Genomic DNA, 25414 nt, shown 5'->3' on the forward strand with positions numbered 1-25414 from the left:
ATTCCACGAGACGCGGATCGGGCCTTCCCTGCCGGCCGGGTATTTGTAGGGCAATTCCACGGGTTAGCCGCGCGAGCGGACGGATCGCCGCGCGCCGGCTAGTACGCGGCGGGCAGGGCGGCGGCGTGCGCCGGCAGCGCCAGCGCGGTGCGGCGATAGGCGGCGCGCATGTCGGCCATCGCCGCCTCGACCGACGCGGCGTTCAGCCGGTCGACTGCCAGGTCATAGGCGGCGGGCCACCATTCCTGCCCGGTCAGCACCGCCGCCCAGCTCGGCACCTGAAAGACGTCGCCCTCTTGCGGGATCAGCCGCCCCTGCGCACGCCACAGCTCGATGCGGTGGGCCAGGCTGTCGGGCACGGTCATCGCCTGCACCATGCGCCAGAACGCGCTGTCGTCGCGCCGCGTCGCCTTGTAATGCAGCACCACGAAATCGCGCACGGCGGCAAACGCGCGGGCCATGTCGGCGTTATAGGCGTCGCGTTCGGCGGGATGCACCGCAGCACCCGGAAACAACGCCAGCAACCGCAGGATGCCGTGCTGGATCAGGTGGATGCTGGTCGATTCCAGCGGCTCGACGAACCCGGCGGCAAGGCCCAGCGCGACGACATTGTGCGACCATGCCCGCCGCCGCATCCCCGTGGTGAACGACAGCGACCGCACATCGCCGCACGGCGCGCCGGGGGCATGCGCGCGCAGCAGCGCCTCGGCCGCATCGGCGGTGGTGAAGGCGCTGGCAAACACATGGCCGTTGCCGGTGCGATGCTGCAACGGGATGCGCCATTGCCATCCGGCGGGATGCGCGGTGGCGCGGGTATAGGGGGGTAGCGGATCGATCCGTCCGGTCGGCATCGCCAGCGCGCGATCCATCGGCAGCCAGTGCGACCAGTCGTGATAGCCGGTGGCGAGCGCCCCTTCGATCAGCAGCCCGGCGAACCCCGAGCAATCGACGAATAGGTCGCCCGCGATCCGCCGTCCGTCCTCCAGCAACAGCGCGGTCACGTCGCCACGCTCGCCGTCGCGATCCACCCGGACGATGCGCCCTTCATGGCGCACGACGCCCTGCGCCTCGCTCACCCGGCGCAGCAGCGCGGCATAGAGCGTCGCGTCGAAGTGATAGGCATGGGCGATATGCGCGAGCGGGGTGCGATCCCCCGGCGCCGCAATGCCGAAACGCCCCTCGCGTGCGGCAACGGTACACATCGAATAGTCGGTCAGCCGGGTGGTACCGCCCCGCGCGCGGTGGCGCAGCCAGAGCTGGTGAAAGGGGACGCCGTGGAAATCCTGCCCCGCCGCGCCGAACGGATGGAAATAGCGCGCGCCGATCCGGCTCCAGTCGACGAATTCGATGCCCAGCTTGTAGCTGCCCATCGTCTCGCGCAGGAACCGGTCCTCGTCGATGTCGAGCATGGCGTTGAACGCGCGGATCGGCGGGATCGTCGCCTCGCCCACGCCGACCGTCCCGATCGCATCGGACTCGACCAGCGTAACGGTGCGGCCGATCGGTCCCAGCGCGCGCGACAGCGCCGCCGCGGCCATCCATCCGGCGGTGCCGCCACCGACGATGACGATCCGTCGTACCCCGCCCGGCGCTTCGTCGACCACGCGTACCCCCTCCGTCCTGCAATCCGCCTGCCGATGCCCTGTCCCGCTATCCAGGCTTAAGCGGCTAATATCGTTACTCGAAACAGGCACATACGCCCGAACCATGCAAATTACGGCCCATTCTTGATATATTATAACAGTTGCGTTTTTGCAACGGTCGATCCGAACCAGACATATATCGGCAACAAAAGCCTCTTGTAAGTATGACAAATCGCGCATAGCCATTTGTCAGACAGAAAAAGAATATCCATGGGGGAGGAATCATGCGTCGCTTCACGCTGATGGCGTCGGTCGCCATCGTGCCGTTCATGCTGTCCGCAGCACCGGCATTTGCCCAGACGTCGCCGACCGAAAAGCCCGCCGGCGCCGATGCCGGCGCGACGATCGAAGTGCCCGACGCCACGAAGAAGGACGAGGAGCAGGGCGAGATCCTGGTGCGCGGCCTGCGCCGCAGCCTTGCCAGTTCGCAGGCGATCAAGCGCAATTCGGACGCGATCGTCGACGTGATCGTCGCCGACGATATCGGCAAGCTGCCCGACTATACCGCCGCCGAAAGCCTTGCGCGCATCGCGGGCGTGCAGGTCGAACGCTTCAGCGACGAAGTGAACACCGTCCTGATCCGCGGCCTGCCCGACGTCGCGACGTCGGTGAACGGCCGCGAACTGTTCACCGCCGAGCTGCGACGGGTTCAGCTGCAGGATTTCCCGGCACAGGCGATCGCCAGCATGGAAGTCTACAAGTCGGGCACCGCCGATCTGGTCGAACCGGGCCTTGCCGGCCTCGTCAACGTGCGCACGCGGCGCCCGCTCGACTTCAACGGCCGGGTGATCGCGGGCGGCTTCCGGGGCACCTACAACGACCAGAGCCGCAAGTATGATCCGGGCGGCAACGTGCTGATCTCCGACCGGTGGAAGGTCGGCGATGGCGAAATGGGCATCCTCGCCAACATCACCTATGCGCAGTCGCAATATTATAACGGCGTCCGCTACAATGACGGCTATGTCCGCGACTCATTCTATTCGGATTATCTGACGCAGGGACGCAAGGTCCGCGAGAACCTGCCGAACGGCCTGTTCTATTTCCCGAACAATGTCGGCCTGTATAATGACGGCGGCAAGCGGTATCGCCCGTCAGGCAACTTCTCGCTGCAATATAAGCCGACGCCCGATATCGAACTGTATGTCGATGGCATCTATCAGGGCTATCGCGGGCGCGGCTATGCCGACAATTTCAACGTGCCCGTCGAAAACTGGGGGCCGAATTCGACGCCGCCGGTGTTCACCAATGTCGTACTGCTCGAAGGGCAGTCGTTCAGCGACATCAAGCTGCGTCCGGGGCAGAATCCCGGCTTCGATCCGGCAAGCGTGCCACAGGCCGCATCGCTGACCAAGTCATCGGGGTCCGAGGCGCAGGGGTATCGCAGCACCAAGGCGGACGAGACCAACACCTATCAGCTCGCGACCGGCGGCCGCTGGACGACGGATCGCGCAACGCTGTCGACCGACCTCGCCTATACCTGGAGCCGCTACAACTCCGACAGTTTCAGCCTCGATTTCCGTACCGTCGGCGCCAAGACCGTCGACATCAATTTCAATCGCGATGGTGGGGCGGCGTTCAATTTCCCGACCTGGGATCCGTTCAATCCCGCGAACTACATGTTCCGCGGCTATTACGAAGACACCTATGACGTGAAGGGCGACGGGTGGCAGTGGCGCGGCGACCTGGCGCTCGACACCGACTGGGCGGTGTTGCCCAAGCTGCAATTCGGCCTGCGCGCCACGCAGCGCCACAGCGAGCGGACCTTTCAGGGCAATCGCTACGCCGACCTGACCGACGCGATGATCCCCTATACCTCGCTGCCGGTCGGCGAACTGCAACGCACGATCGATCCGTTCCGGGGCAGTGCGCAAGGGTTCGTGTCGTACCTGCAACCCTCGCGCGCCGGCATTTTCGACAACCGCGAGGCGCTGCGTAAATACACCTACGACACGCTCGTCCGCCTCGTCGCGCAATTCCCGACCAGCCAGTATTTCAAGGACCGGCTGACCGAATGGTCGACCGAGGAGATTCAGGTGTCGCCGACCTCGGGCTGGTCGGCCGACGAGCGCAGCTATGCGGCCTATGTCCAGGGCAAGTATGATTTCGCGCTGGGCGGTATCGAGGTCGACGGCCTGCTCGGCCTGCGCGCGGTGATGACCAACGGCACCAGCACCGGCACCTCGTCGATCTGCACGCTGAACGATGGCGGCACGCCGACCGATCCGCGCGATGACACCTGCACCCGGTCGCTGTCGCAGCGTACCGAGAAGCAGGATTATCTCGACCTGCTGCCCAACCTCAGCGCGCGTATCCGCTTCACCCCGAAGCTCCAGCTTCGCCTGGGCTATACCAAGACGCGGACGAAGCCGAATTTCGGCGACCTCAATCCGGGGCTGAACATTCAGCCGGTGATCTATCAGCCGTGCCTCGATGCGACCTCGCCGAACTACAACCCGAACGATACGACGAGCTGCCGGATTCCGGGGCGGATCTATCCCAATTATTCGGGGTCGCAGGGCAATCCGTCGCTGAAGCCGTTCACCTCGACCAACTACGACGTCAGCCTCGAATGGTATTTCTCGCGCACCGGCTTCGTCAGCGTTGCGGTGTTCCAGCGGGATATCTTCGGCTTCACCACCAACGTCACGCGCTTCCGCGACGATCCGCAATACGGCATCCTGCAGCTGACGAACCCGATCAACGCGGCCGATGCCAACATCAAGGGGGCCGAGGCCAATTTCCAGACCTTCTTCGACTTCCTGCCCGGCGCCCTGAGTGGTCTCGGCGTGTCGGCGAACGTCAGCTACCTGACCGGCAAGAACCGTTATCCCAACGGCTATGATCCGCAGACCGACACCTTCAAGGGGCCGGGCGAGTATCTGACGATCCCCGGCCTGTCGAAATGGACCTACAACGCGGCGGTCTTCTACGAAAAATCGGGGCTGGTCACGCGGCTGTCGTACAACCGGCGCTCAGACTGGGTGAACAGCTACGACACCGATCCGCAGACCGGGTTCCAATATGCCGGCCGCAGCACCTATGCCCGCGACCGACTGGACGCCGGCATGAGCTACGATCTGAACAAGAACATCACGCTCAGCGCCGATATCGGCAACATCCTGGCGCGGCCGTTCCGCAACTATGTGAACTTTCAGCCGGGCCGGACCTCGCCGATCGATGTCCGCGACGAGGGGCGCTATTACGGGGTCGGCCTGCGCTTCCGCTTCGGCGACTAACGATCGCGAACAGGAGGTGGCCTGATGCCTGTCGCGGCATCAGGCCACCGCCACGGTTGCCCTCGATCACAGCCGGATGGTGGTCAAGGACGTGCCAACGCGGCGTTCTGCGCCAGGTCCGATAAGAATGATTATGTAAAGCGGGCTATTCCTCGACCAGTTCGACCACCTCGAACGCATAGCATTGCCAGCCCCGTTGCCGCGCGGCTTCCTCGGTCGCGGCGCGTTTCCCCGTCGCCTCCTTCAGCGACGCGGCATGGCCCCAGAAGACTTCGGTCCTGCCGTTTTCCAGCACCGCGACGATCCGCCAGAAATGGGTGAAGGGCGCGGTCGTCGGGCCGATCGTCTTGACCCAGCCATCGGCCATCGTCGCGGTCAGCCGCCGCTTGCGCCGCGCCACCGGCTATCGCCCCGCCAGCAGCGCATCGACCCAGGCGGGCACCAGTTCGCTCGCCGGCCCGAGGCGGCTTTCGTCGAAGCGCGCCGATCCGGCCGAGCGTTCGAGGTTCAGCTCCAGCGTCGCCGCGCCCCGGTCGCGCGCCCATTCGACGAAGCCGGCGGCGGGATAGACCGCGCCCGACGTGCCGATCGACACGAACAGGTCGCAGTCGCCGATCGCCGCGACGATGCGGTCCATCGCATAGGGAATCTCGCCAAAGAATACGATGTCGGGCCGCAGCGCCGCCGCGCCGCACGCCGCGCAGACACTGCCCGGCGGCAACGGCCCGCTATGCGGCACCCGCGCACCGCACGCGGCACATAGCGCGGAACACAGCTCGCCATGCATGTGCAGCAGCCGCTGCGCCCCGGCGCGTTCGTGCAGGTCGTCGACATTCTGCGTCACGATCAGCAGCCCGCCGGCCCACGCCCGGTCGAGCGCGGCCAGCGCATGGTGCGCGGCATTGGGCGCAACCCCGGCCAGCGCGGCGCGGCGCAGGTCGTAGAAACGGTGGACCAGCGCCGGATCGTCGCGCAGCGCCTCGGGCGTGCACACCTCCTCGACCCGGTGCCCCTCCCACAGCCCGCCGGGCCCGCGAAAGGTGGCGATGCCGGATTCGGCGGAGACGCCCGCCCCGGTCAGGACGACGATATTGCGGATCGCGTGCATCGCCGATGCATAGGCCGACGGGGCCTCCACGGGAAGGTCCGGGGGCTATCCGCCGGCGCGGTACCAGGCAATCGGCAGCGCGTCCGGCACCGACAGGCGCGGGACCGGTCGGGCCGCCGCCGCCGCGATCCATGCCGCGCCGCCGTCGCGGTGCCGGATCGATCCGTCGCCGCGCGTCGCCACCCGGCCATAGACCGGCCGTTCGGCATCCGCCGGGCTGCCGCCGAACATCGCGGCGATGTTGCCGTAGGTCGACGGATCGCGCCCGTCGAGGCTGAGCCGGTCGTTGAGATAGCAGGCGGTGGCCCATGCGACCTCCGGACTCGGCGTCATCGCGATGATCCGCTTGGCCCAGTACATCCGCAGATTGTTATGCATCCAGCCATCGATCACGAACTGTTTCTGGCACGCATTCCACAGGGCGTCGCGCGTCTCGCCGTGCAGCATCGCGTCCAGCGTCTCCCCCTCCGGCCGGGGATCGTCCGCATGTGCCGCCAGCGTCGCCACCGCCCAGTCGGCCACCCGGTCATAGCGTTGCGCGCCGCGCAGCATCCGCGCCTGCCAGTGGAACCATTCGCGCCAGCCCAGCAGCTCGTCGGCGAACTTCGTCTTGTGCGTCTTGCCCGCCGTCGCGCCGTCGACGGCAGCCATCACCTCGCGCGGGCCGAGGATGCCGAAATGGAGATAGGGCGACAGGCCGCTCGCCCCGCTGTCGCGCGTCGCATCGTTGCGGGTGGCGGCATAGCCCGGCAGCACCGTGTCGACCAGACGCCGCAGCCGCGCCTCGGCCGCCGCGCGTCCCGCCGGGAATTGCGTGCTCGGCGGCAGGCTGTGGTCGATCGCCAGGTCGGCGATCAGCGCGTCCGGGTCGTGCGTCGCCAGATCGTCGGGCGCGAACGGTAGCGGCCCGGTATAGGGCGGTACCACCGGCACCTCGGCCGTGCCCCGCGCCCAGGTTTCGCGTGCCGGCTCGTGTCGGCGCAGGAACCCCGACCGGCCGCGGATATCGCTGCCGAGCACGGCGGGCGGAACAAGGCACGCGGCGTTGACGGCATAGACCGGCACGGTCGCGCGGGCGGCGACGCGCGCCGCCTGCCACCGCGCGACGAACACCGGCTGATCCTCGACCACGATCGCGCCCGCCTCGGCGCCGAGGCGGTAGACCAGCCCCTTCTCCCGCCGCCCCTCGCGGTCGACATGGCTGACGCAGGCGATGCCGCGCGCGGCACAGCCGGCGGCCAGATCGCGTGCCGCCCCCAGCAGGAAATGGTGCAGCCGGTCGGAGGCATAGGGATAATCCTCGCGGATGCCGTGATAGACCAGCACCGGCAGGCCCAGCGCATTGCCGAGGCGCAGCGCGGCATCGATCACCGGATTGTCGACCGCGCGCAGCGCCTGTTGCAGCCAGCACAGGACATAGCGCGCGCCGTCGCCGACCGGCAGGCGATCGTTCAGCGCCCCCACGCGCGGGGCCTCCGCCCATTCCCGCAAGGCGTCCGGCAACATGGTCGTATCTTCCCGGCCCACGCGGCCCTCCCCTATCGGTATCCGCCGCTACAGCGAGCGATCCGCGCAGACGTTCCGCAACCCGCCACCGGGTTCGCGCGTCTTGCCGCGACGGCACGCATCGCCGCACGGGAAAAGGAACCTGCCATGCCGCCCCGCTGGTCCATCGCGCTGGCCGCGATCCTACTCACCGGGCTTTCCGGCACCGCACAGGCCACGCCCGAATGCCGCGTGCGCATCCTGCGCCCGGTCACCGATGATCTCGGCAATCGCTGGCGCACAGGCAAGATCCTGCCGACGACGCTGGAGCGTGAGACGCGCGGGCGGACCTATTTCTGCGCGGAACACGGGTCGTGCATCCCGGCGACCATCAACCGCAAACCCGCCGCGCGGCTGCTCGACTGCACCCGCGGGCGCGCAGTCTCCCCCGGCGACTATCTGCTGGTCCCCGTCCGGCACCGCCGCAGTTGACGTTTACACCACGTCGTCGAGGCTGAACGCGTCGCGATCCTCGTCATAGGCGAAGACCTCGGCATAGCGGCCCCATAGCGTGACCGTGCGCAGCGTTTCGGCGGCGAAGGCGGGGGACATATGGTCCTCCAGCTCGTCGCGAAACCGTTCGGCGCGAGCGGGCTGTCCGGCGCGGTCGTCCAGCACCTGCCGGATATGCGCAGCCAGCGGCACCTGCGCGAGCAGCGCGGCGCGGAACAGTGCCTTGCGCGTGTCGACATCGGCCCCGGCATAGGCGCGCGCGTTGGCCGTCAGCACCAGTTCGGCCCCGCGCAACTCGGCAAAGCGCAGCAGCTGCAACGCCTCGGCGATCGGGAACAGTTCGTCGATCTCCAGCTGCAACTGGTCGGCCAGTTCGGCCATCGGCGCCCGCCCGTCGAACGGCGGCGCGTCGACCTCCTCGATCAGCCCGGCCAGACTGTTGGTCGACACGCGCGGCAGGACCATGCCCCGCCCCGGCGCCTCCCCTTGCCCCGCCGGCGCCACCGCCACCTGCGGCGCGCGCTCGGTCATCCGGGCATAAATCGCATCGACCAGCGCGCGAAACGCGGGGTCGAGCCGGTCGCGCGGATGCGCCAGCGTCACCGGGATTTCCGCCGCGATCCGCCCCGGATTGGACGAAAAGACGAGGATGCGGTCGCACATCAGCACCGCTTCCTCGATATTGTGGGTGACCAGCAGCATCGACCGGATCGGCATCCGCCCCTCGAACCACAAATCGAGCAGGTCGGTGCGCAGCGTCTCGGCAGTCAGCACGTCGAGCGCGGAGAAGGGTTCGTCGAGCAGCAGCAGCGTCGGATCGACCACCAGCGCGCGGGCGAGGCCGACCCGCTGGCGCATGCCGCCCGACAGCTCCTTGGGATAGGCATTCTCGAACCCGTCGAGGCCAATAAGGTCGATCGCCGCCAGCGCACGCACGCGACGCTCGGCAGCGGGTACCGCCTGCGCCTCCAGTCCCAGTTCGACATTCTGCAGGACGCTCAGCCACGGGAACAGCGCGAACGTCTGAAACACCATCGCCACGCTCGGGTCGTGCCCGGCGGGCGTCGGGGGGAACTGGATCGTGCCGGTATCGGGCCGGATCAGCCCGGCGATCGTGCGCAGCAGCGTCGACTTGCCCGATCCCGACCGGCCGAGCAGGCCGACGACCTCGTTTTCGCTGAGCGTCAGGTCGACGCCCGCCAGCACGGCGCGACCGCCCGTGCCGGGGTCGCCATAATGATGGCCGACGCCGGTGACCTGAACGATCGGGGCGGCAGTACGGGGATGGGTGGTTGCCATGATGAATTCCTCAGGCAAGCCGCAGCCGCCGCTCGGCATAGCCATAGAGCGGACGCCACAGCAGGCGGTTGAAGGCGATGACGAAGAGCGACATGACCGCGATGCCCAGCGTAACGCGCGCCATGTCGCCGGCGGCGGTCGCCCGCGCGATATAGCTGCCAAGGCCGGCGGCCTGCAGGTGGTCCTGCCCCCACGACACCGCTTCGGCGACGATGCTGGCGTTCCACGACCCGCCCGACGCGGTGAGCGCGCCGGTGACGTAATAGGGAAAGATCGCCGGGAGCCCCAGGCGTCGCCACCACGACCAGCCCGTCAGGCCGCTCAGCTGCGCCACTTCGCGCAGGTCGTTGGGAATGGCGCTGGCGCCCGCGATCACGTTGAACAGGATATACCACTGGGTGCCCAACACCATCAGCGGCGACAGCCAGATATCGGGGCTGAGGTGCCAGCGCAGGATCGCGATGACCGCGACCGGGAACAGGACGTTCGCGGGAAAGGCCGCGAGGAACTGCGCCACCGGCTGCAACCGCGCGGCCCAGCGCGGGCGCAGGCCGATCCACATGCCGACCGGCACCCAGATCAGGCTGGCGAGCGCAATCAGCGCCAGCACGCGGACCATGGTGAACAGCCCCAGCGTCAGCGCGGCGCGCGCATCGCCCCAGCTGAGCCGTGTAGACAGATAGCCCGCGACCAGCCACGTGCCCCCGCCGACCGCCAGCGCAATCAACGCGCGCCACACCCCGAGCGACCGCGCCGTCGTATGGCGTGGCTCCGACCGCACCGGCCGCGCCGCACGCCGGGGCAGCGACGGCAGCCGGTCGATCGCGCGGCGCAGCGTAGCAGCGATCACTCCAGGCAGGCCTGCGCGCCGGAACAGGTCGTACAACCACGATCGCGGCCGGGTCTGCGCGGCGGTCTGTTCGAACCGGAACCGGTCGGCCCACGCGACGACCGGGCGGAACATGATCTGGTCATAGGCGAGGATGACGATCGCCATCGCCGCCACCGCCCAGGCGACGCTGCGCACGTCGCCCGCATCGATCGCCAGCGCCAGCCACGATCCGATACCGGGCAGCAGCACCCGCGTATCGCCGACGCTGATCGCTTCGGATGCGACGACGAAGAACCATCCGCCCGACATCGACATCATCGTGTTCCACACCAGCGCCGGCGTCGCGAACGGCAGTTCGAGCCGGACGAAACGCCGCCATGGCGACAGGCCGAAGCTGGCCGACACTTCCTTCAAATCCTCGGGCACGGTGCGCAGCGACTGGTAGAAGCTGAACGCCATGTTCCACGCCTGGCTGGTAAAGATCGCAAAGATCGCCGCCAGCTCGACGCCCAGCTGTCGCGCAGGGAACAGCCCCATGAAGAAGCTGACGGTAAAAGTCAGGAACCCCAGGATCGGCACCGATTGCAGGATGTCGAGCGCGGGGATGATGAGCATTTCCGCGCGCCGGCTCTTGGCCGCAAGCGCAGCGGCGGCAAAGGTGAAGGCAAGGCTGGCCCCCAATGCCGCGAACATGCGCAGCGTCGTGCGCAGCGCATAGCCCGGCAGCAGCGCGGGATCGAGCGTGACCGGCGCGGTGCGCAACCGTGCCAGCGGTTCGGCCATCCCCTCCGCCCCGCGCGCGACCAGCACAGCGATGGTCGCGAGCAGGACGAAGGCGGCGATATCGTTCCACGGGATCGCCGCCCCGCGCCATGCCCGCCGGCGGGCCTTTGGGCGCAACAGCGGTACGGCGGCGAAGTCGGTGCGGTCGATCACAGGATGGCACTCACGGTCCAGGTTGCGCCGACGACCCCCTCGGTCGCGCGCAACCGCGTGCAGAAGCGTTCGAGCGCTTCGGGTTCGGCGGTGGTCGGGATCAGCGTCGCGGCGATCTCGATACTGTCGTCGGTGTCGGTCACGACGTCGATCGACTGCACCGGATAGCCGATCGCCTCCAGCCCGTCGGCCAGCAGGTCGCGCGCCAGCGTGACGCGTTCGGGCAGGCAGACGACATGCGCGCGGTACACCGCCTCGGTCGTGGCGGCATCGACGGGCTGGCGGTTGATGTAGTTGACCAGCGGGCGCAGCATCGTGTTGCCGACCAGCACGATGACGGTCACCCCCGCCGCCTCGGGCAGCAGCCCCGCACCGCAGAACGCGCCGATAGCGGCCGACGACCACAGGGTCGCGGCGGTGTTCAGCCCGCGAACCTGCGCGCCTTCCTTCATGATGATCCCTGCGCCCAGGAAACCGATGCCCGACACGACATAGGCGACGACATGGACCATGCCGCCGACCCCGGTCAGCCGCCCGCCCAGATGGACGAACGCCGCCGCGCCGACCGCGCCCAGCGCCATGGTGCGCAGGCCGGCGGTACGCTGCCGGATCTGGCGCTCCAGCCCGATCAGCCCGCCGAACAACAGCGCGGTGCCGAGCTTCGCCAGCACGACCGCGAAGTCGTGGCCGGTGGTGACGAGCTCGGTCACCGCCACGCCCCATCCCAGAAGCGCCACGCATTGAACCCCGCGCGCGACAACCGCGCCGACAGCCGCAGCAACCGGGCAAAGGCCGGGCGATCGACCCGGCGGGCGCGCATCATCGCGCGGAGGATGGCGAGCGTCAGCGCAGCGGCCGCCAGCCAGCAGCGCGCCGGCAGGAGCGGTTCCCACCAGCGGATCGGCGCCGGGCCGCGCGGCGCCACGTGGCACACGGCATTGGGCGATAGCGCGCGGGCGTGCAGGCACCGTTGCGCGGAATATCTGGTCGACATGGCGACCCTCCTGTTCGGTATTCGACCGGTCGGAGGGGCGGGCGCAGCGACGGGCTAGCGGCGCTCCCTCGATCCGGTCGTGCCCGGCGTTGCCGGCAGTGCGATCGTCTCGCTACTGTCCGCGTCGTCGGGCATGGGGGTGGATCGGGATGGCATGGAGGTTCCTGGGAGCTTCCTGTTGGTATCGCCGCCCTTGCGGTGACAGGGCGGGCCGTTATGGGATTTGCGCGTCCACATCAACACGTGATTTCGGACGACATACCACAGTATATTCCCGATATACCTTGGTATATATCACAGTAAAACGCCACGGCGTCGAAAGGAAAACCGGGATCATGGCGGTCGTCGCGGCGTATCTCTATCGTAATGGACAGCAGGTTCGCGCGGTTACGATCGACGAACATGTGCATTGTCCCGACGACAAGTCCGAATTCGTCTGGATCGGACTGATCGATCCGACGGCGCAGGAGCTGCAGGAACTACAGGCGCGCTACGGCCTGCACCCGCTGGCGGTCGAGGATGCGCTGAAGGCGGACCAGCTGCCCAAGGTCGACGTCTATGCCGACCAGCTCTTCGTCGTCGCGCGCACCGCCCGCCTCGACGGCGATGCGATCCGCTATGGCGAGACCGCGATCTTCGTCGGGCACAGCCACATCATCACCGTCCGCCACGGGTCGCTGCGCGACCATCGCCACCTGCGCGCCCAGCTGGAGGCCAGCCCCGACCTGCTCGGCCACGGCGTCGACTATGTGCTGCACGCGGTGCTCGACTTCATCGTCGACGGCTATTTCCCGGTCATCGAGGCGATCGAGCGCGAGGTGGAAGCGATGGAGGCGCAGACGCTCGACACCTTCCTCGGTCGGGCGGACATCGCGCGCATCTTTGCCATGCGCCGCGAACTCAGCCGGTTCCAGCGCATCCTGATCCCGATGCAGGAGGTGGCGACCAAGCTGGTCCGCATCGACCTGCCGTGCATCGACCCCAATACCCGGCCCTATTTCTCCGACGTGCGCGACCATGTGCGCCGCGCGCAGTCGATGGTCGACGGGCTGCGCGAGGTGCTGACCTCGGTCTTCGAATTCAGCAACCTGCTCGAACAGCAGCGCACCGGCGCGATCACCCGCCAGCTTGCCGCATGGGCCGCGATCCTGGCCGTGCCGACCGCGATCGCCGGCATCTACGGCATGAATTTCGAACATATGCCCGAACTGAAGACGACCTATGGCTATTTCGTCGTGCTGGCCGTGATCGCCGCCGCCTGTACCCTGCTCTATATCCGTTTCCGCAAGGTCGGGTGGCTGTGACCTTTCCGGCCCGCGCCGCCGCGCCGTCGGTGGTGGCGCTGATGGCGGCGGTGTTCGTCGCCGATACGCTGACCGACCTCGAAATCACGGTCGCGGTCTTCTATGTCGTGCCGATCCTGCTGTCGGCACGCGCGCTGCCCCGGCGCGGTGTCCGGGCGCTGGCGGTCGGCTGCGTCGCGCTGGCCGCGCTCAGTTCGCTGCTGACCGCGCATGGCGCGTGGGAGGCGGGGCTGACCAACCTGGCGATCAGTTCGGTCGCGATCCTCATCACCACCCAGCTTACGCTGCGGCTGCTCGCGGCCGAGGCCGCGTTCGGCGAGGCGCGGGCGCAGCTGATCCGCGTGTCGCGGGTGTCAAACCTCGGCGCGCTGGCCAGCTCGATCGCGCATGAGGTGAACCAGCCCCTGGGTGCCATCGCCAGCAGCGCGGGTGCGGGCGAACGCTGGCTGGCCGCCGATCCGCCGGGGCTGGAGCAGGCGCGCGCCTCGCTGCGGCGCATCGCCGACGATGCGCGGCGGGCCAGCGCGATCGTCGTGCGCATCCGCCGCCTGTCGCAACGCCACGCCGTCACCCGCATGCCGGTCGATCTGAACGAGGTCGCACGCGACGCGCTGGCGCTGACCGCGCGCGAACTGGACGCGGGGGGAATCGTGGTGCGCGCCGACCTGGCCACCGACCTGCCCCCGGTGGCGGGCGACCGCATCCAGCTGCAACAGGTCGTCGGCAACCTCCTGTCGAACGCCGTCGAGGCGCTGGCCGATATCCCGCGCGAACAGCGGACGATTACGCTGTCGAGCGAGGTGGCGGCGGACGGGCGGGTCACGCTGTCGGTCGCCGACAGCGGCATCGGCATCCCCGCCGAACATCTGCCGCATATCTTCGATTCGCTGTGGACGAGCCGGGAGGGCGGCACCGGCCTGGGCCTCACCATCGCGCAGACCATCGTCGAGGCGCATGGCGGCAGGATCGCGGCGCATCCCGCAGCGCCCGGCACCCGCATGGCGATCACCCTGCCTGCATCGGAGGAACCGCGATGACCGCCCCTGCCCCCGTCATCCGCATCGTCGACGACGATGATTCGATGCGCGCCGGCATCGCCGACCTGCTCGCCTCGGTCGGGTTCGCTACCCGCGCCTTTTCCTCGGTCGCCGATTTGGTGGCAGGCGATGCCACGGGGCCGGGCTGCCTGATCCTCGACATCCGCATGCCCGGCGAAGGCGGCCTCGCCTTCTTCCAAAGCGCCGCGTTCGCGGCGGTAGCGTTGCCGGTCATCTTCGTATCGGGCCATGCCGATATCCCAATGGCGGTGCAGGCGATGCGCGCGGGCGCGGTCGATTTCCTCGCCAAGCCGTTCGCCGACCAGGCGCTGATCGACGCGGTCAACCGCGCGCTGGCGATCGACCGCGACCGGCGCGCGACGCTGAGCGACACGGCGGCGCTGCGCGCGCGGTTCGCGACGCTGACCCCCGGCGAGCGCGCGGTCGCCGAACTGGTCGCCGCCGGCCTGCCCAACAAGACGATCGCCGCGCGCCTGGGCGTCAGCGAGATCACGGTAAAGGTCCGCCGGGGCCATGCAATGCGCAAGGTGGGCGCGGCCACCCTGCCCGATCTGGTCCGCGCGACCGACCGGATCGCCCCACCCCAAGCCGACACGCCCTGACCCCATCCGCTCCAATCGAGTTTTCCGCCAAGTGTGAACGAGACAATCGCTTATCGTCGGCGCGGGGAAGCGGTTAGGCTCCGCGCCAAGCAGATGGAGAGCTGACACATGGATGCGAAAACCGGAGAGATGAGCGGCTGCCCGATCCACCAACCGAATACGGTTCGGTCGCTGGTGGGCCGCACCAACCGCGACTGGTGGCCCGACGCGCTGCCGCTGGAAGTGCTCAACCAGGGTGGCACCTCGCCCGACCCGATGGGCCATGAATTCGATTACGCCGAAGCCTTCAAGCAGCTCGACTATGCCGCGCTGAAGGCCGACCTGACCGCGCTGATGACCGACAGCCAACCGTGGTGGCCGGCCGATTACGGCAATTATGGCGGCCTGTTCATCCGCATGGCGTGGCACGCCGCCGGCACCTACCGCACCGCCGACGGGCGCGGTGGCGCGAACAGCGGGCAGCAGCGTTTCGCCCCGCTCAACAGCTGGCCGGACAACGGCAACCTCGACAAGGCGCGTCGCCTGTTGTGGCCGATCAAGCAGAAATACGGCAAGCATATCAGCTGGGCCGACCTGTTCATCCTGGCGGGCAATGTCGCGATCGAATCGATGGGCGGCCCGGTGTTCGGCTTCGGCGGCGGTCGTGCCGACGTGTTCGAACCGGAAAAGGACATCTACTGGGGGTCGGAAGAACAGTTCGTCGGCCATCCCGACAACAAGACGCGCATCCTGCCCGAGGAAGAGCTGGAGCTGGAACAGCCGCTCGCCGCGATCCAGATGGGCCTGATCTATGTCAATCCCGAAGGCCCCGGCGGCGTGCCCGATGCACTGCAGTCGGCGCGCGACATCAAGGAAACGTTCGCGCGCATGGCGATGAACGTCGAGGAAACCGTCGCGCTGACCGCCGGCGGCCATACCTTCGGCAAGGCGCATGGCGCGGGCGATCCGACGCTGGTCGGGGAATCGCCGGAAGGTGCCGATATCTCGCTGATGGGCCTTGGCTGGACCAACAGCTTCGAAAGCGGGATGGGGCAGCACACCACCACCAGCGGCATCGAGGGCGCGTGGGTGAATACGCCGACCGAATGGTCGGGCAACTATTTCCGCCTGCTGCTCGATTACGAATATGAACTGGTGCGCAGCCCGGCGGGTGCCAAGCAGTGGCAGCCGATCAACCAGCGCGAAGAGGACATGGCCCCGGCGGCGCATGATCCGAACCTGCGCGTGCCGACGATGATGACCACCGCCGACATGGCGCTGAAGGTCGATCCCGAGATGCGCGCCATTTCGGAGAAGTTCAGGAACGACCATGAAGCGTTCAAGGACGCCTTTGCCCGCGCGTGGTTCAAGCTGACCCACCGCGACATGGGGCCAAAGGTCCGCTATCTGGGCCCGGAAGTGCCGGAGGAAACGCTGATCTGGCAGGACCCCGTGCCCGCCGGCACCACCCCATCCGATGCGGACGTGGCGGCGTTCAAGGCGAAGATCCTCGATGCCGGCTTCACGGTCGGGCAGCTGGTGAAGACCGCCTGGGCCTCGGCCTCGACCTATCGCCGGTCGGACCATCGCGGCGGCGCCAATGGCGCGCGCATCGCGCTGGAACCGCAGCGCGGATGGAAGGTGAACGAGCCGGAGGAACTGTCAGCCGTCCTCGCCAAGATCGGCGAGCTGAAGGGCAGCCTATCGCTCGCCGATGCGATCGTGCTGGCGGGCAATGCGGCGGTCGAGAAGGCGGCGAAGGATGCGGGTTTCGCGGTCGACGTCCCCTTCACCGGCGGTCGCGGCGACGCGACGCAGGACTGGACCGATGCCGACAGCTTCGCGGTGATGGAACCGGTCGCCGACGGCTTCCGCAATTACCTGAAGACCAAGCACAGCGTGAAGACCGAGGAGCTGCTGCTCGATCGCGCCTCGCTGCTCGGCCTGTCGGTGCCGGAAATGACCGTGCTGGTCGGTGGCCTGCGCGTGCTGGGTGCCAACTACCGCGACGCACCGGAAGGCGTGTTCACCGACCGTAAGGGGCAGCTGACCAACGACTTCTTCGTCAACCTGCTGAACAACGACACCTTCTGGAAGGTGGTCGACACCAGCGCCGACGAGGAATTCATCGGCTATGACCGTGCCGGCAGCCACGAACGCTGGCGCGCGACGCGCACCGACCTGATCTTCGGGTCGAACAGCCAGCTGCGCGCGGTGGCCGAGGTCTATGCCGAGAATGGCCATGAGGAAAAGTTCGTGCGCGATTTCGTCGCGGCCTGGACCAAGGTGATGAACGCCGACCGGTTCGACGTGCCGCAGCAGGCGGATAGCGTACAGCCCGCCGGGATTGCCGAACCGGCCTGATCCACGGCACAACGCAGCGGCGCGGGAGCGATCCCGCGCCGTTTTGCTGTCCGGGGCCTGATGCGATGCGGTGTTTTTTCGACGAACGGCAGCTGGGCCATGCCCCGACGCGCGAATTTCACAATGGCGGATGGACCGACCATGCCGAGATTCCCGCACGCGTAGCGACGATCGCCGCGACGTTGCCGGCGATCGAGCCGCCCGCCGACCATGGCACCGCGCCGATCGCGGCGGTGCACACCGCGCGCTACCTCGACTTCCTGCAAAACGCCTGGGTCGACTGGACGGCGGCGGGGCGGGTCGGCGATGCGATCGGCTATGTCTTTCCCGTCGCGCGGCGTCGCCCGCTCGACCTGACGCGCATCGACGCGCGTTTGGGCGCGTTCAGCATGGACGCGTCGACCCCGATCACCGCGCATAGCTGGGACGCGGCCTATTGGGGGGCGCAGTGCGCGCTGTCCGCCGTCGATGCGCTGGCACAGGGCGCGCAGCACGGTTTCGCGCTGTGCCGCCCGCCCGGCCACCATGCCGGGGCAGATTATCTGGGCGGCTATTGCTTCCTGAACAATGCCGCGATCGCCGCGCGCCATGCCGTGGCGCAGGGGTTGGGACCGGTCGCGATCCTCGACGTCGATTATCATCACGGCAACGGGACGCAGGATATCTTCCTCGACGATCCCACGGTGTTCTTCGCATCGATCCATGCCGACCCGACGACCGATTATCCGTTCTACTGGGGCCATGCCGATGAAACCGGCAAGGGCGCGGGTGCAGGCACCACGCTGAACCTGCCGCTGCCGCGCGGGACCGACTGGACAGCCTATGCCCCTGCGCTCGACACCGCGCTGGCGGCGATCCGGGCGTGGGGGGCGCGCACGCTGATCGTGTCGTTCGGCGCAGATACCTTTGCCGGCGATCCGATTGCGGGCTTCGCACTACAGACCGCCGACTTCGCCACGATGGGGCAGGCCATCGCCGCCGCCGGCCTGCCGAGCGCGATCGTGATGGAAGGCGGCTATGCGGTTGACGCACTGGGCACGAACGTCGCCGCCTTCCTTGCGGGGTTTATGGATTAGGGCCGGAACACCGTCTTGAGGTTCATGAACTCGTGCAGCCCGAACGGCCCGAGTTCGCGGCCATGGCCCGACCGCTTGATCCCGCCGAACGGAGCTTCCGGCGACGACGCCAGCATCTGGTTGATCGCGGTCATCCCCGCCGCGATGTCGCGGACGAAGCGGTCCTGTTCGACCACGTCGTTGGTCCACACTGCCGAACCGAGGCCAAACGGGATGGCATTGGCGATGTCGATCGCCTCGTCGATATCGGCCGCGCGGAAGACCATGGCGATGGGGCCGAAAATCTCCTCCGCCATCAACGCGCTGTCCAGCGGCACGTCGGTCAGGATGCCGGCGGTGAGGTACGCGCCGGGCAGGTCGGGCTGCTCCCCGCCGAACAACAGCGTCGCGCCCTGCCGCTTGGCCTCTTCGAGCTGTTCCAGCACCGTATCGCGCTGTTCGAAGCTGCTGAGCGGCCCCATGTCACTGGCGGGATCGGTCGGGTCACCCGGCTTCACCGCGCGCATCGCCGCCGAAAACCGGTCGAGAAACGCGTCGTAGATATCGGCATGGACGATCATCCGCTTGGCGCAGATGCACGACTGGCCGCTATTCTGGATGCGGCCGGTCACCGCCGCCTTCACCGCCGCGTCGAGATCGGCCGACGGCATCACGACAAACGGGTCCGACCCGCCAAGTTCCAGCACCACTTTCTTCAGGTTGCGCCCGGCCTGTTCGGCGACGGAAATCCCCGCCCCCTCGCTGCCGGTCAGCGTCACGGCGACGATGCGGTCGTCGGCGATCAGGTCGGCAATCGCCGAGGACTTGATCGCCAGATTCTGGAACAGCCCCTCGGGCGCGCCCGCGTCGCGCGTCATTTCCTCCATCAGCGTGGCGACGCCCTGCACGATGCTGGCATGTTTCAGCAGCGCGACATTGCCCGCCAGGATGGTGGGGGCAAGGAAACGCACCGCCTGCCAATAGGGGAAGTTCCACGGCATGATCGCCAGCACCGGCCCCTGTGGCAGCCACGTGACCTCCGCCGTGCCGCCACCGGTCAGCGCGCTACGCTGCGGCTCCAGCATCGCCGGGCCGTGATCGGCATAATGGCGGAACGCGGCGGCGCATTTGTCGACCTCGGCCAGCGCGGATGTCAGCGTCTTGCCCATTTCGTCGGTCGCCATGCGGGCAAGCCGGTCGCGATTGGCGTCATAGGCATCGGCGATCCGGCGCAGCAGCGCGACACGCTCGGCGATCGGGGTCAGCCGCCAGCGGGCATAGGCGTCGGCGGCCAGCGCGATCTTGTGGTCGAGCTGGTCGGCGGTCAGTTCGGCATGGGTGGCGAACTGTTCCCCGGTGGCGGGGTTGGTGCTGTGGAACATGCGGCTCCGGGGGGATGAAGGTTGCGCGGATCGACCCTCAACGCCGGGGGCGGGCACGGGTTGCGACGGCGCGATACCAACGGTTGGGAAAATTCGCCGCGGATTGGCGGCGCATACCACAGCTACAATTGTAGTCATAGCGTAAGCCATTGATATTGCTTGTTCCGTAAAACTGGCACGGCGGATGCAAAGTAGTTGGCATCACCGGAAGCAACGCCGGAATACAGGGAGAAAGCACATGACCGCCATCCGTTTCGCCGCTTCGATCGTCCTCGGCCTGGTTGCCACCACCTCGGCATTTGCCGCCGAACCCAATGCCGCGCCGACCCCGACCCCGGTCGCCGCCGCCGGCACCACCGCCGCCGCGCTGCCGATCGCGATCACGCTGGCCGCCGGCCCCGCCGCCGTCGCGTACAAGGCATCGCCGAACGCCCGCTACTGCTTCAAGACCGAAACCACCGGCAGCCGCATCCTGACCCGCGTGTGCAAGACCCGCAGCGATTGGGAAGCCCGCGGCGTCGACCTCGACCGCGCGCTCGCCGGCCGCTGATCGGCACCCGCCCCAAACGCCCCGCACCGCCCCTGCTGCACCCGCAGCGGGGGCGGTGTCGCGTTACCAGCCCATGGTGCCGGGCGCGCCCTTGAACGGGCCGGCCAGGTCAGGGGTGATCCACCCGCCGTAAAATCCGCCGGGCTGCGGCACGACCCGAACTCCGTCGACGGTGCAGTGATCGAACGGCGCGGCGTAGAAGGCGATATGGTCGGCAAGGATGCGGAACGCCGGGGTCGGATCAGCATAGCTCCACCCGACGCGGTCCAGCACAGCATCGCCCACGACCACGTCCCAATAACGCGCCTGCCCCTTCCATTCGCACAGCGACCGCCCCGGCGCGGAACGCAGCAGCTCCATCGCGATATCGGCGGGCGGGATGTAATAGCTGGGCGGGTGGCTGGTCTCCAGCGTGCGGACGGCGCGGGTCGTGTCGGCGATCACCTGTCCGCGATGCTCGATGCGGATGCGCCGGTCGCAGGTTTCCGCGATCGCCGGGCGCGGAAAGTCCCACACGCTCACCTGCCCCAGCGCGACGGGATCGCGGCGCGGGGTCATCGTACCCACCGTTGCAGCGTCGGGCGGACATGCAGGAAGCGCAGGTACAGCGCCTCCAGCCAGCGCAGCACCACCCGGTTACGCGCGGCAAGGCCGAACGGGCGCAGCAGCGGGATCGCCCGCCACATCGCGGCGAATGCCGCCGCACCCGACACGATCCGCCCGGCCTCGCGGGCATGAAAGCGTGCGAGCAACAGCCGCCGATCGATCGGGCATGCCGCCTGCGGATCGCCGACATTCACGAAATCGATCCGCCGCCCGCGATCGAGCCGCCGCATCAGGGCGATCTCGCGCAGGCACAGCGGGCAGGTGCCGTCATACCAGACGGTCAGCCGGTCAGACATGGTTCAACTGATAGAAGACCAGCAAGGCGAGGATCGCCATCATCAGCACGACCCCCAGATAGGTCATCAGGATCTTGGCGGGGCGGGACATCGGACGCAACCTTTCCGGGCGGCACGCCGCCCTTTCCTGTGTCGCGTCGCAACATGGGGACCATGGCCATCGTCGCACCTGTACCAACGGGCAGCCGGCAACGGCACGCCCGGTAATATGCCTCACTTCCAGTGATTTGCGCGAACCGAACGGCGCCAGCCTGCCCCAAGGGGCGGCAACCCGACGCACCACCCGCCGGTTGGTTCCCATGAGCGGCAATGACAGGAGCACGTCATGCATCATCCACGAACCCGACCGACAGCGGCGGCAGTCGGCATCACCCCCGACAGCGTGATCGCCGGGCGCGATGCGATGCTTCGCGAACGTGGCGCATCGTTCTTTGCGACGCGCGGCGGCCTCGCCCTCGACCACGACCGGTCGGGGCATCGCCGCTTCCAGTATCTCTATGAAGACCTGTTGATGTGAAGGAGTGCGAACGATGCGCAGGATCGAACAGAAGGAACGGACGGCGATTAAATGGGCAGCACTGATGTTCGTGCTGTTCTGGGTCGGCATCCTCGCGTTCCGCATCCTCACCATGGCGACCCAGGCGAAGGCGGAAGGCTATTTCACCTGACGGCGTAGGCGCAGGGGTTCTCCCCTGCCCTACAGCCCGTGTTCCACCGCAAGGCGGATCGCCTCCGCCACGGTGCGACAGCCCAGCGCCTGCAACATCTCGGCACGGTGCAGCTTCACCGTGCGTTCGCTGATGCCCAGTTCATAGGCGATCTGCTTGTTGAGCAGCCCACGCATCACTCCGTCCAGCACATCGCGCTGGCGCGGGGTGAGCGCGGCGATGCGCGCGGCGGCATCGCTGTCGGGGCGGGTGCCAACCTCGATCTGCGACCCCAGCATATATTGCAGCGACCCGTCCTCGGCAAAGATCGGGGCGAGCATCACCGCGTTGCGGAACGGGGTGCCGTCCTTCTTGTAGTTCAGTACCTCGACCAGCGTCGCGCGGCGTTCGCGCACGGCGGCGCGCAGTTCCTCGGTCGCTGCTTCCTCGGTATCCGGCCCGCGCAGGAACCGGCAGTTGCGGCCGAGGATTTCGTGTTCGGCATAGCCGGTCAGGTCGATGAACGCCTGGTTGCAGGCGACGATCGGCGTGTCGGGGAGATTCGGATCGCTGACGACGGCGGCGACGGCACTTCCGGTAATCATCTCGCCTGGGGACATCGTGCTGACCGAACCGACCGGCGGCCCCGATTGGCCGCTTCGTACTCGCCTTTGCACCGCTAAACGCCGAGGAGCAACATCGTGTCCATCCCGTGCGTTGCATCGCAGCGAAAGCGGGTAGCGAACTTAAGGAACAGGCATGGGCGATATCGCGATCATCGGGGCGGGCATGGCGGGCCTGAGCTGCGCCACCGCACTCAAGGCGGCGGGGCGGACGGTCGCGCTGTTCGACAAGGGCCGCCGGCCGAGCGGTCGGATGGCGAGCCGGGTGACGGACGACTTCGCGTTCGATTTCGGCGCGCTCTACATGACCGCGCGCGACGAGAGCTTCGTCGCGCAACTGCGGGGATGGGAGGCGGCGGGCATCGTCGCGCGCTGGCCGGCGGCGGGTGACGATGCGTGGGTCGGCACGCCGACGATGGAGGCGCCGCTGGTCGCGATGGCGCAGGCGCTCGACGTGCGCTGGTCGACCCATGCCCATGCGCTGTGCCGCGACGACGCGGGCTGGTGGCTGCAGCTGGAGGCGGAGGTGGCCGGGCCGTTCTCGGCGGTCGTGCTGGCGCTGCCCGCCGAACAGGTCGTACCGCTGGTCGCGGAACGGGACGATGCGCTCGCCACGCTGGCGCGCACGCACGCTTCCGCGCCATGCTGGACGGTGATGCTGGGGTTCGACCGTCCGATCGACGCGCCTGCGCTGCTGGAGCGGGACGGGATAATCGACCGCGCGGCGCGCAACCCCGCCAAGCCGGGGCGCAGCGGGGGTGAGGCATGGACGATCCACGCCGACGCCGACTGGTCTGCGCAGCATATCGAGGCGGAGCGCGAGTGGATGGTCGAACATCTGACGGCGGCCTTGGCAAGCCGCGTCGCGGGCCTGCCCGAACCGGTGTACGGCGCGGCGCATCGCTGGCGCTATGCCCGCTCGGACGGCGCGGGGATCGGCTGCTATCATGCCGACGGCCTCGGTGCCTGCGGCGACTGGCTGATCGCGCCCCGGGTCGAGGCGGCGTGGTTGTCGGGGCAACAGCTGGCGGCGGCGATGTAGCGGAAAGTAATGACATTATCCCCCCCCCCCGTTCGTCTTGAGTAGCCACTGAGCTTGTCGAAGGGGCGTATCGAAGGACCGGGCCACAGGTGCTTCGATACGGGTCTTCGACAAGCTCAGCCCCTACTCAGCACGAACGGAGGTTTTTGCGGCGGCGATGGGTTAGGCGTCACCGCGTACCGATCCCGTCCTGTTCCGCAACCTATTCCGGTTCGCGCGCGTTACGATTTGGCTGCGGCGGAATCCGCGCAGCATCCGGGGGCTGACAGGAAATATCATCATGGGCGACACGTCCGATTTCGAACTATCGCGCCGGGGCGTGCTGACCGCGGGTGCGGCGGGCGCGGCGCTGGCGGCCAGCCCGATGGCGGCGGCGGCACAGGGTGCAACGCCCGCCGCCGCCCCGCCAACGATGCCGGTGCGGCTGAAGGTCAACGGACAGGTCCGCGAACTGACGCTCGACACGCGCACGACCCTGCTCGACGCGCTGCGCGAACACCTGAACCTGACCGGCACCAAGAAGGGCTGCGACCATGGCCAGTGCGGCGCGTGCACGGTGATGGTCGAGGGCAAGCGGATCAACAGCTGCCTGACGCTGGCGGTAATGCACGAAGGCGACGCGATCACCACGATCGAGGGGCTGGGCACGCCCGACAAGCTGCACCCGATGCAGGCGGCGTTCGTCAAGCATGACGGATACCAGTGCGGCTATTGCACGCCGGGCCAGATCTGTTCGGCGGTCGCGGTGCTGGACGAGATCAAGCGCGGCGTGCCGAGCCATGTGCAGGGCGACCTGACCAAGCGGCCGCAGGCGACGAACATGGAACTGCGCGAACGGATGAGCGGCAATATCTGTCGCTGCGGCGCCTATTCCAACATTGCCGATGCCATGGCGGAGGTCGCGGGCGCATGAGAGCTTTCACCTATGAGCGCGCGAAGGACCCGGCCGAGGCCGCGCGCATCGTCGCCACCCGCCCCGGTGCCAAGTTCATCGCGGGCGGCACCAACCTGCTCGACCTGATGAAGCTGGACATCGAAACGCCCGCGCATCTGGTCGACGTACAGGACCTGAAGCTCGATCGGATCGAAAAGACGTCGGACGGCGGCCTGCGCATCGGCGCGCTGGTCAGCAACACCGATCTGGCCGCCGATGACCGCGTGCGGCGCGACTATGCCGTGCTTACCCGCGCGATCGTCGCGGGTGCCAGCGGACAGCTGCGCAACAAGGCGACGACGGCGGGCAACCTGCTGCAACGTACCCGCTGCCCCTATTTCTACGACACCAACATGGCCTGCAACAAACGCAAGGCGGGGTCGGGCTGTGCCGCGATCGGCGGCTATTCGCGGCAGCTGGGCGTGATCGGTGTGTCGAACGCCTGCATCGCGACCTTCCCCGGCGACATGGCCGTCGCGATGCGCGTGCTGGATGCGGTGATCGAGACGATCGACGGCAACGGCACGACGCGGCGCATCCCGATCGCCGACTTCCATCGGCTGTCGGGCGACCGGCCCGACCTCGACACGGTATTGCAGCCCGGCGAGCTGATTACCGCCGTCACCCTGCCCCGTCCGTTGGGCGGCAAGCATTTCTACGAAAAGGTCCGCGACCGCGCCTCCTATGCCTATGCATTGGTGTCGGTCGCCGCCGTGATCCAGCGCGACGGCACCGGCCGCGTCGCGTTCGGCGGCGTGGCACCGCGCGCGTGGCGGGTGGAGGCAGCCGACGCGCTGTTGCCGCAGGGCGCCGCCGCCGTCACCGCGCGCGCGTTCCAGGGCGCGACACCGACCAAGGACAATGCATTCAAACTGCCGCTCGCAACCCGCGCGCTGGCCTCCGTCATCGCGCAGGCGAAGGGGTAA

Annotated in this window: 25 protein-coding genes; 13 read left to right on the plus strand and 12 right to left on the minus strand. The window is 67.9% G+C overall.

What is annotated here, in order from left to right; all coding sequences use genetic code 11:
• Positions 1-98 precede the first annotated feature (98 nt).
• Positions 99-1604 carry a tryptophan halogenase family protein gene (locus ASE58_RS16140; protein ID WP_235513655.1) on the minus strand — a complete coding sequence of 502 codons (1506 nt, stop codon included), beginning with the start codon at positions 1602-1604 and terminating at the stop codon, positions 99-101.
• Positions 1605-1867: 263 nt separating this feature from the next.
• Here ASE58_RS16140 and ASE58_RS16145 point away from each other — a divergent pair, with 263 nt between their 5' ends.
• Complete coding sequence (locus tag ASE58_RS16145) at positions 1868-4879, plus strand: TonB-dependent receptor (protein ID WP_235513656.1); 3012 nt, start codon at positions 1868-1870, stop codon at positions 4877-4879.
• 145 nt (positions 4880-5024) lie between these two features.
• On the opposite strand, the gene ASE58_RS16150 is transcribed toward ASE58_RS16145, so the two are convergent.
• Genes ASE58_RS16150 through ASE58_RS16160 form a run of 3 tightly spaced genes read right to left on the minus strand, consistent with a single transcriptional unit; the run spans position 5025 to position 7514 of the window.
• Positions 5025-5279, minus strand: a complete 255-nt coding sequence (locus ASE58_RS16150) for a hypothetical protein (protein WP_055823658.1) — start codon at positions 5277-5279, stop codon at positions 5025-5027.
• A 3-nt stretch (positions 5280-5282) separates the two neighbouring features.
• A complete protein-coding gene (locus tag ASE58_RS16155; RefSeq protein WP_055823989.1) occupies positions 5283-5987 on the minus strand; it encodes an NAD-dependent deacylase in 705 nt (234 codons plus the stop codon).
• Positions 5988-6032: 45 nt separating this feature from the next.
• Positions 6033-7514, minus strand: a complete 1482-nt coding sequence (locus ASE58_RS16160; RefSeq protein ID WP_235515928.1) for a deoxyribodipyrimidine photo-lyase — start codon at positions 7512-7514, stop codon at positions 6033-6035.
• A gap of 126 nt (positions 7515-7640) precedes the next feature.
• Between ASE58_RS16160 and ASE58_RS16165 the strand changes: the two genes are divergently transcribed.
• On the plus strand, positions 7641-7964 hold the full coding sequence (locus tag ASE58_RS16165) for a hypothetical protein (RefSeq protein ID WP_055823662.1): 324 nt from the start codon (positions 7641-7643) through the stop codon (positions 7962-7964).
• A 3-nt stretch (positions 7965-7967) separates the two neighbouring features.
• Here the strand turns inward: ASE58_RS16165 and ASE58_RS16170 are convergent, their stop codons facing one another.
• Genes ASE58_RS16170 through ASE58_RS16185 form a run of 4 tightly spaced genes read right to left on the minus strand, consistent with a single transcriptional unit; the run spans position 7968 to position 12046 of the window.
• Positions 7968-9284: an ABC transporter ATP-binding protein gene (locus tag ASE58_RS16170; RefSeq protein WP_055823992.1), complete on the minus strand. Its 1317-nt coding sequence runs from the start codon at positions 9282-9284 to the stop codon at positions 7968-7970.
• Between the two features lie 10 nt (positions 9285-9294).
• On the minus strand, positions 9295-11016 hold the full coding sequence (locus ASE58_RS18045; RefSeq protein WP_443024679.1) for an ABC transporter permease: 1722 nt from the start codon (positions 11014-11016) through the stop codon (positions 9295-9297).
• Positions 11017-11048: 32 nt separating this feature from the next.
• Positions 11049-11762 (minus strand): MgtC/SapB family protein, encoded by a 714-nt coding sequence (locus tag ASE58_RS18050; RefSeq protein ID WP_055823998.1) that lies wholly within the window; start codon positions 11760-11762, stop codon positions 11049-11051.
• Positions 11759-12046, minus strand: coding sequence for a hypothetical protein (locus tag ASE58_RS16185; RefSeq protein WP_055823664.1), 288 nt, complete (start codon positions 12044-12046; stop codon positions 11759-11761). The genes ASE58_RS18050 and ASE58_RS16185 overlap by 4 nt, the downstream gene beginning before the upstream one ends.
• A gap of 335 nt (positions 12047-12381) precedes the next feature.
• Here ASE58_RS16185 and corA point away from each other — a divergent pair, with 335 nt between their 5' ends.
• From corA to ASE58_RS16210, 5 genes are all read left to right on the plus strand, one after another.
• Complete coding sequence (corA, locus tag ASE58_RS16190) at positions 12382-13350, plus strand: magnesium/cobalt transporter CorA (protein ID WP_055823667.1); 969 nt, start codon at positions 12382-12384, stop codon at positions 13348-13350.
• Positions 13347-14387, plus strand: a complete 1041-nt coding sequence (locus ASE58_RS16195) for a sensor histidine kinase (RefSeq protein ID WP_055823669.1) — start codon at positions 13347-13349, stop codon at positions 14385-14387. The genes corA and ASE58_RS16195 overlap by 4 nt, the downstream gene beginning before the upstream one ends.
• The gene (locus tag ASE58_RS16200; protein ID WP_055823670.1) at positions 14384-15010 is read left to right on the plus strand and encodes a response regulator transcription factor; all 627 of its coding nucleotides are present in this window, start codon (positions 14384-14386) and stop codon (positions 15008-15010) included. Before ASE58_RS16195 ends, ASE58_RS16200 begins: the two co-directional genes overlap by 4 nt.
• Positions 15011-15118: 108 nt before the next feature.
• A complete protein-coding gene (gene katG / locus ASE58_RS16205) occupies positions 15119-17353 on the plus strand; it encodes a catalase/peroxidase HPI (protein WP_055823672.1) in 2235 nt (744 codons plus the stop codon).
• 65 nt (positions 17354-17418) lie between these two features.
• Complete coding sequence (locus ASE58_RS16210; protein ID WP_055823675.1) at positions 17419-18429, plus strand: histone deacetylase family protein; 1011 nt, start codon at positions 17419-17421, stop codon at positions 18427-18429.
• On the opposite strand, the gene ASE58_RS16215 is transcribed toward ASE58_RS16210, so the two are convergent.
• On the minus strand, positions 18426-19790 hold the full coding sequence (locus ASE58_RS16215) for an NAD-dependent succinate-semialdehyde dehydrogenase (RefSeq protein WP_055823678.1): 1365 nt from the start codon (positions 19788-19790) through the stop codon (positions 18426-18428). The two genes, ASE58_RS16210 and ASE58_RS16215, sit on opposite strands and share 4 nt — an antisense overlap.
• A 238-nt stretch (positions 19791-20028) precedes the next feature.
• Between ASE58_RS16215 and ASE58_RS16220 the strand changes: the two genes are divergently transcribed.
• The gene (locus tag ASE58_RS16220) at positions 20029-20340 is read left to right on the plus strand and encodes a hypothetical protein (RefSeq protein WP_055823680.1); all 312 of its coding nucleotides are present in this window, start codon (positions 20029-20031) and stop codon (positions 20338-20340) included.
• A 63-nt stretch (positions 20341-20403) separates the two neighbouring features.
• Here the strand turns inward: ASE58_RS16220 and ASE58_RS16225 are convergent, their stop codons facing one another.
• Both ASE58_RS16225 and ASE58_RS16230 read right to left on the minus strand, forming a co-directional pair.
• Positions 20404-20898 (minus strand): DUF427 domain-containing protein, encoded by a 495-nt coding sequence (locus tag ASE58_RS16225; RefSeq protein WP_055823683.1) that lies wholly within the window; start codon positions 20896-20898, stop codon positions 20404-20406.
• Complete coding sequence (locus tag ASE58_RS16230; protein WP_055823686.1) at positions 20895-21242, minus strand: DCC1-like thiol-disulfide oxidoreductase family protein; 348 nt, start codon at positions 21240-21242, stop codon at positions 20895-20897. Before ASE58_RS16230 ends, ASE58_RS16225 begins: the two co-directional genes overlap by 4 nt.
• Positions 21243-21567: 325 nt before the next feature.
• On the opposite strand from ASE58_RS16230, the gene ASE58_RS18055 reads away from it, so the two are divergent.
• A complete protein-coding gene (locus ASE58_RS18055; protein ID WP_156347792.1) occupies positions 21568-21759 on the plus strand; it encodes a hypothetical protein in 192 nt (63 codons plus the stop codon).
• Positions 21760-21772: 13 nt separating this feature from the next.
• The gene (locus tag ASE58_RS18060) at positions 21773-21910 is read left to right on the plus strand and encodes a hypothetical protein (RefSeq protein ID WP_156347793.1); all 138 of its coding nucleotides are present in this window, start codon (positions 21773-21775) and stop codon (positions 21908-21910) included.
• Between the two features lie 29 nt (positions 21911-21939).
• On the opposite strand, the gene ASE58_RS16235 is transcribed toward ASE58_RS18060, so the two are convergent.
• Entirely contained in the window at positions 21940-22494 is a 555-nt protein-coding gene (locus ASE58_RS16235) for a LuxR C-terminal-related transcriptional regulator (RefSeq protein WP_082468177.1), read from the minus strand.
• A 154-nt stretch (positions 22495-22648) separates the two neighbouring features.
• On the opposite strand from ASE58_RS16235, the gene ASE58_RS16240 reads away from it, so the two are divergent.
• The 3 genes from ASE58_RS16240 to ASE58_RS16250 all read left to right on the plus strand — a co-directional run bounded on the left by ASE58_RS16240 (position 22649) and on the right by ASE58_RS16250 (position 25414).
• On the plus strand, positions 22649-23554 hold the full coding sequence (locus ASE58_RS16240) for an NAD(P)/FAD-dependent oxidoreductase (protein ID WP_156347794.1): 906 nt from the start codon (positions 22649-22651) through the stop codon (positions 23552-23554).
• A 280-nt stretch (positions 23555-23834) separates the two neighbouring features.
• Positions 23835-24467: an aldehyde dehydrogenase iron-sulfur subunit PaoA gene (gene paoA, locus ASE58_RS16245; protein WP_055763950.1), complete on the plus strand. Its 633-nt coding sequence runs from the start codon at positions 23835-23837 to the stop codon at positions 24465-24467.
• Positions 24464-25414, plus strand: coding sequence for an FAD binding domain-containing protein (locus ASE58_RS16250; RefSeq protein ID WP_055823692.1), 951 nt, complete (start codon positions 24464-24466; stop codon positions 25412-25414). Before paoA ends, ASE58_RS16250 begins: the two co-directional genes overlap by 4 nt.

The organism is Sphingomonas sp. Leaf9, assembly GCF_001421355.1.
GTDB lineage: Bacteria > Pseudomonadota > Alphaproteobacteria > Sphingomonadales > Sphingomonadaceae > Sphingomonas.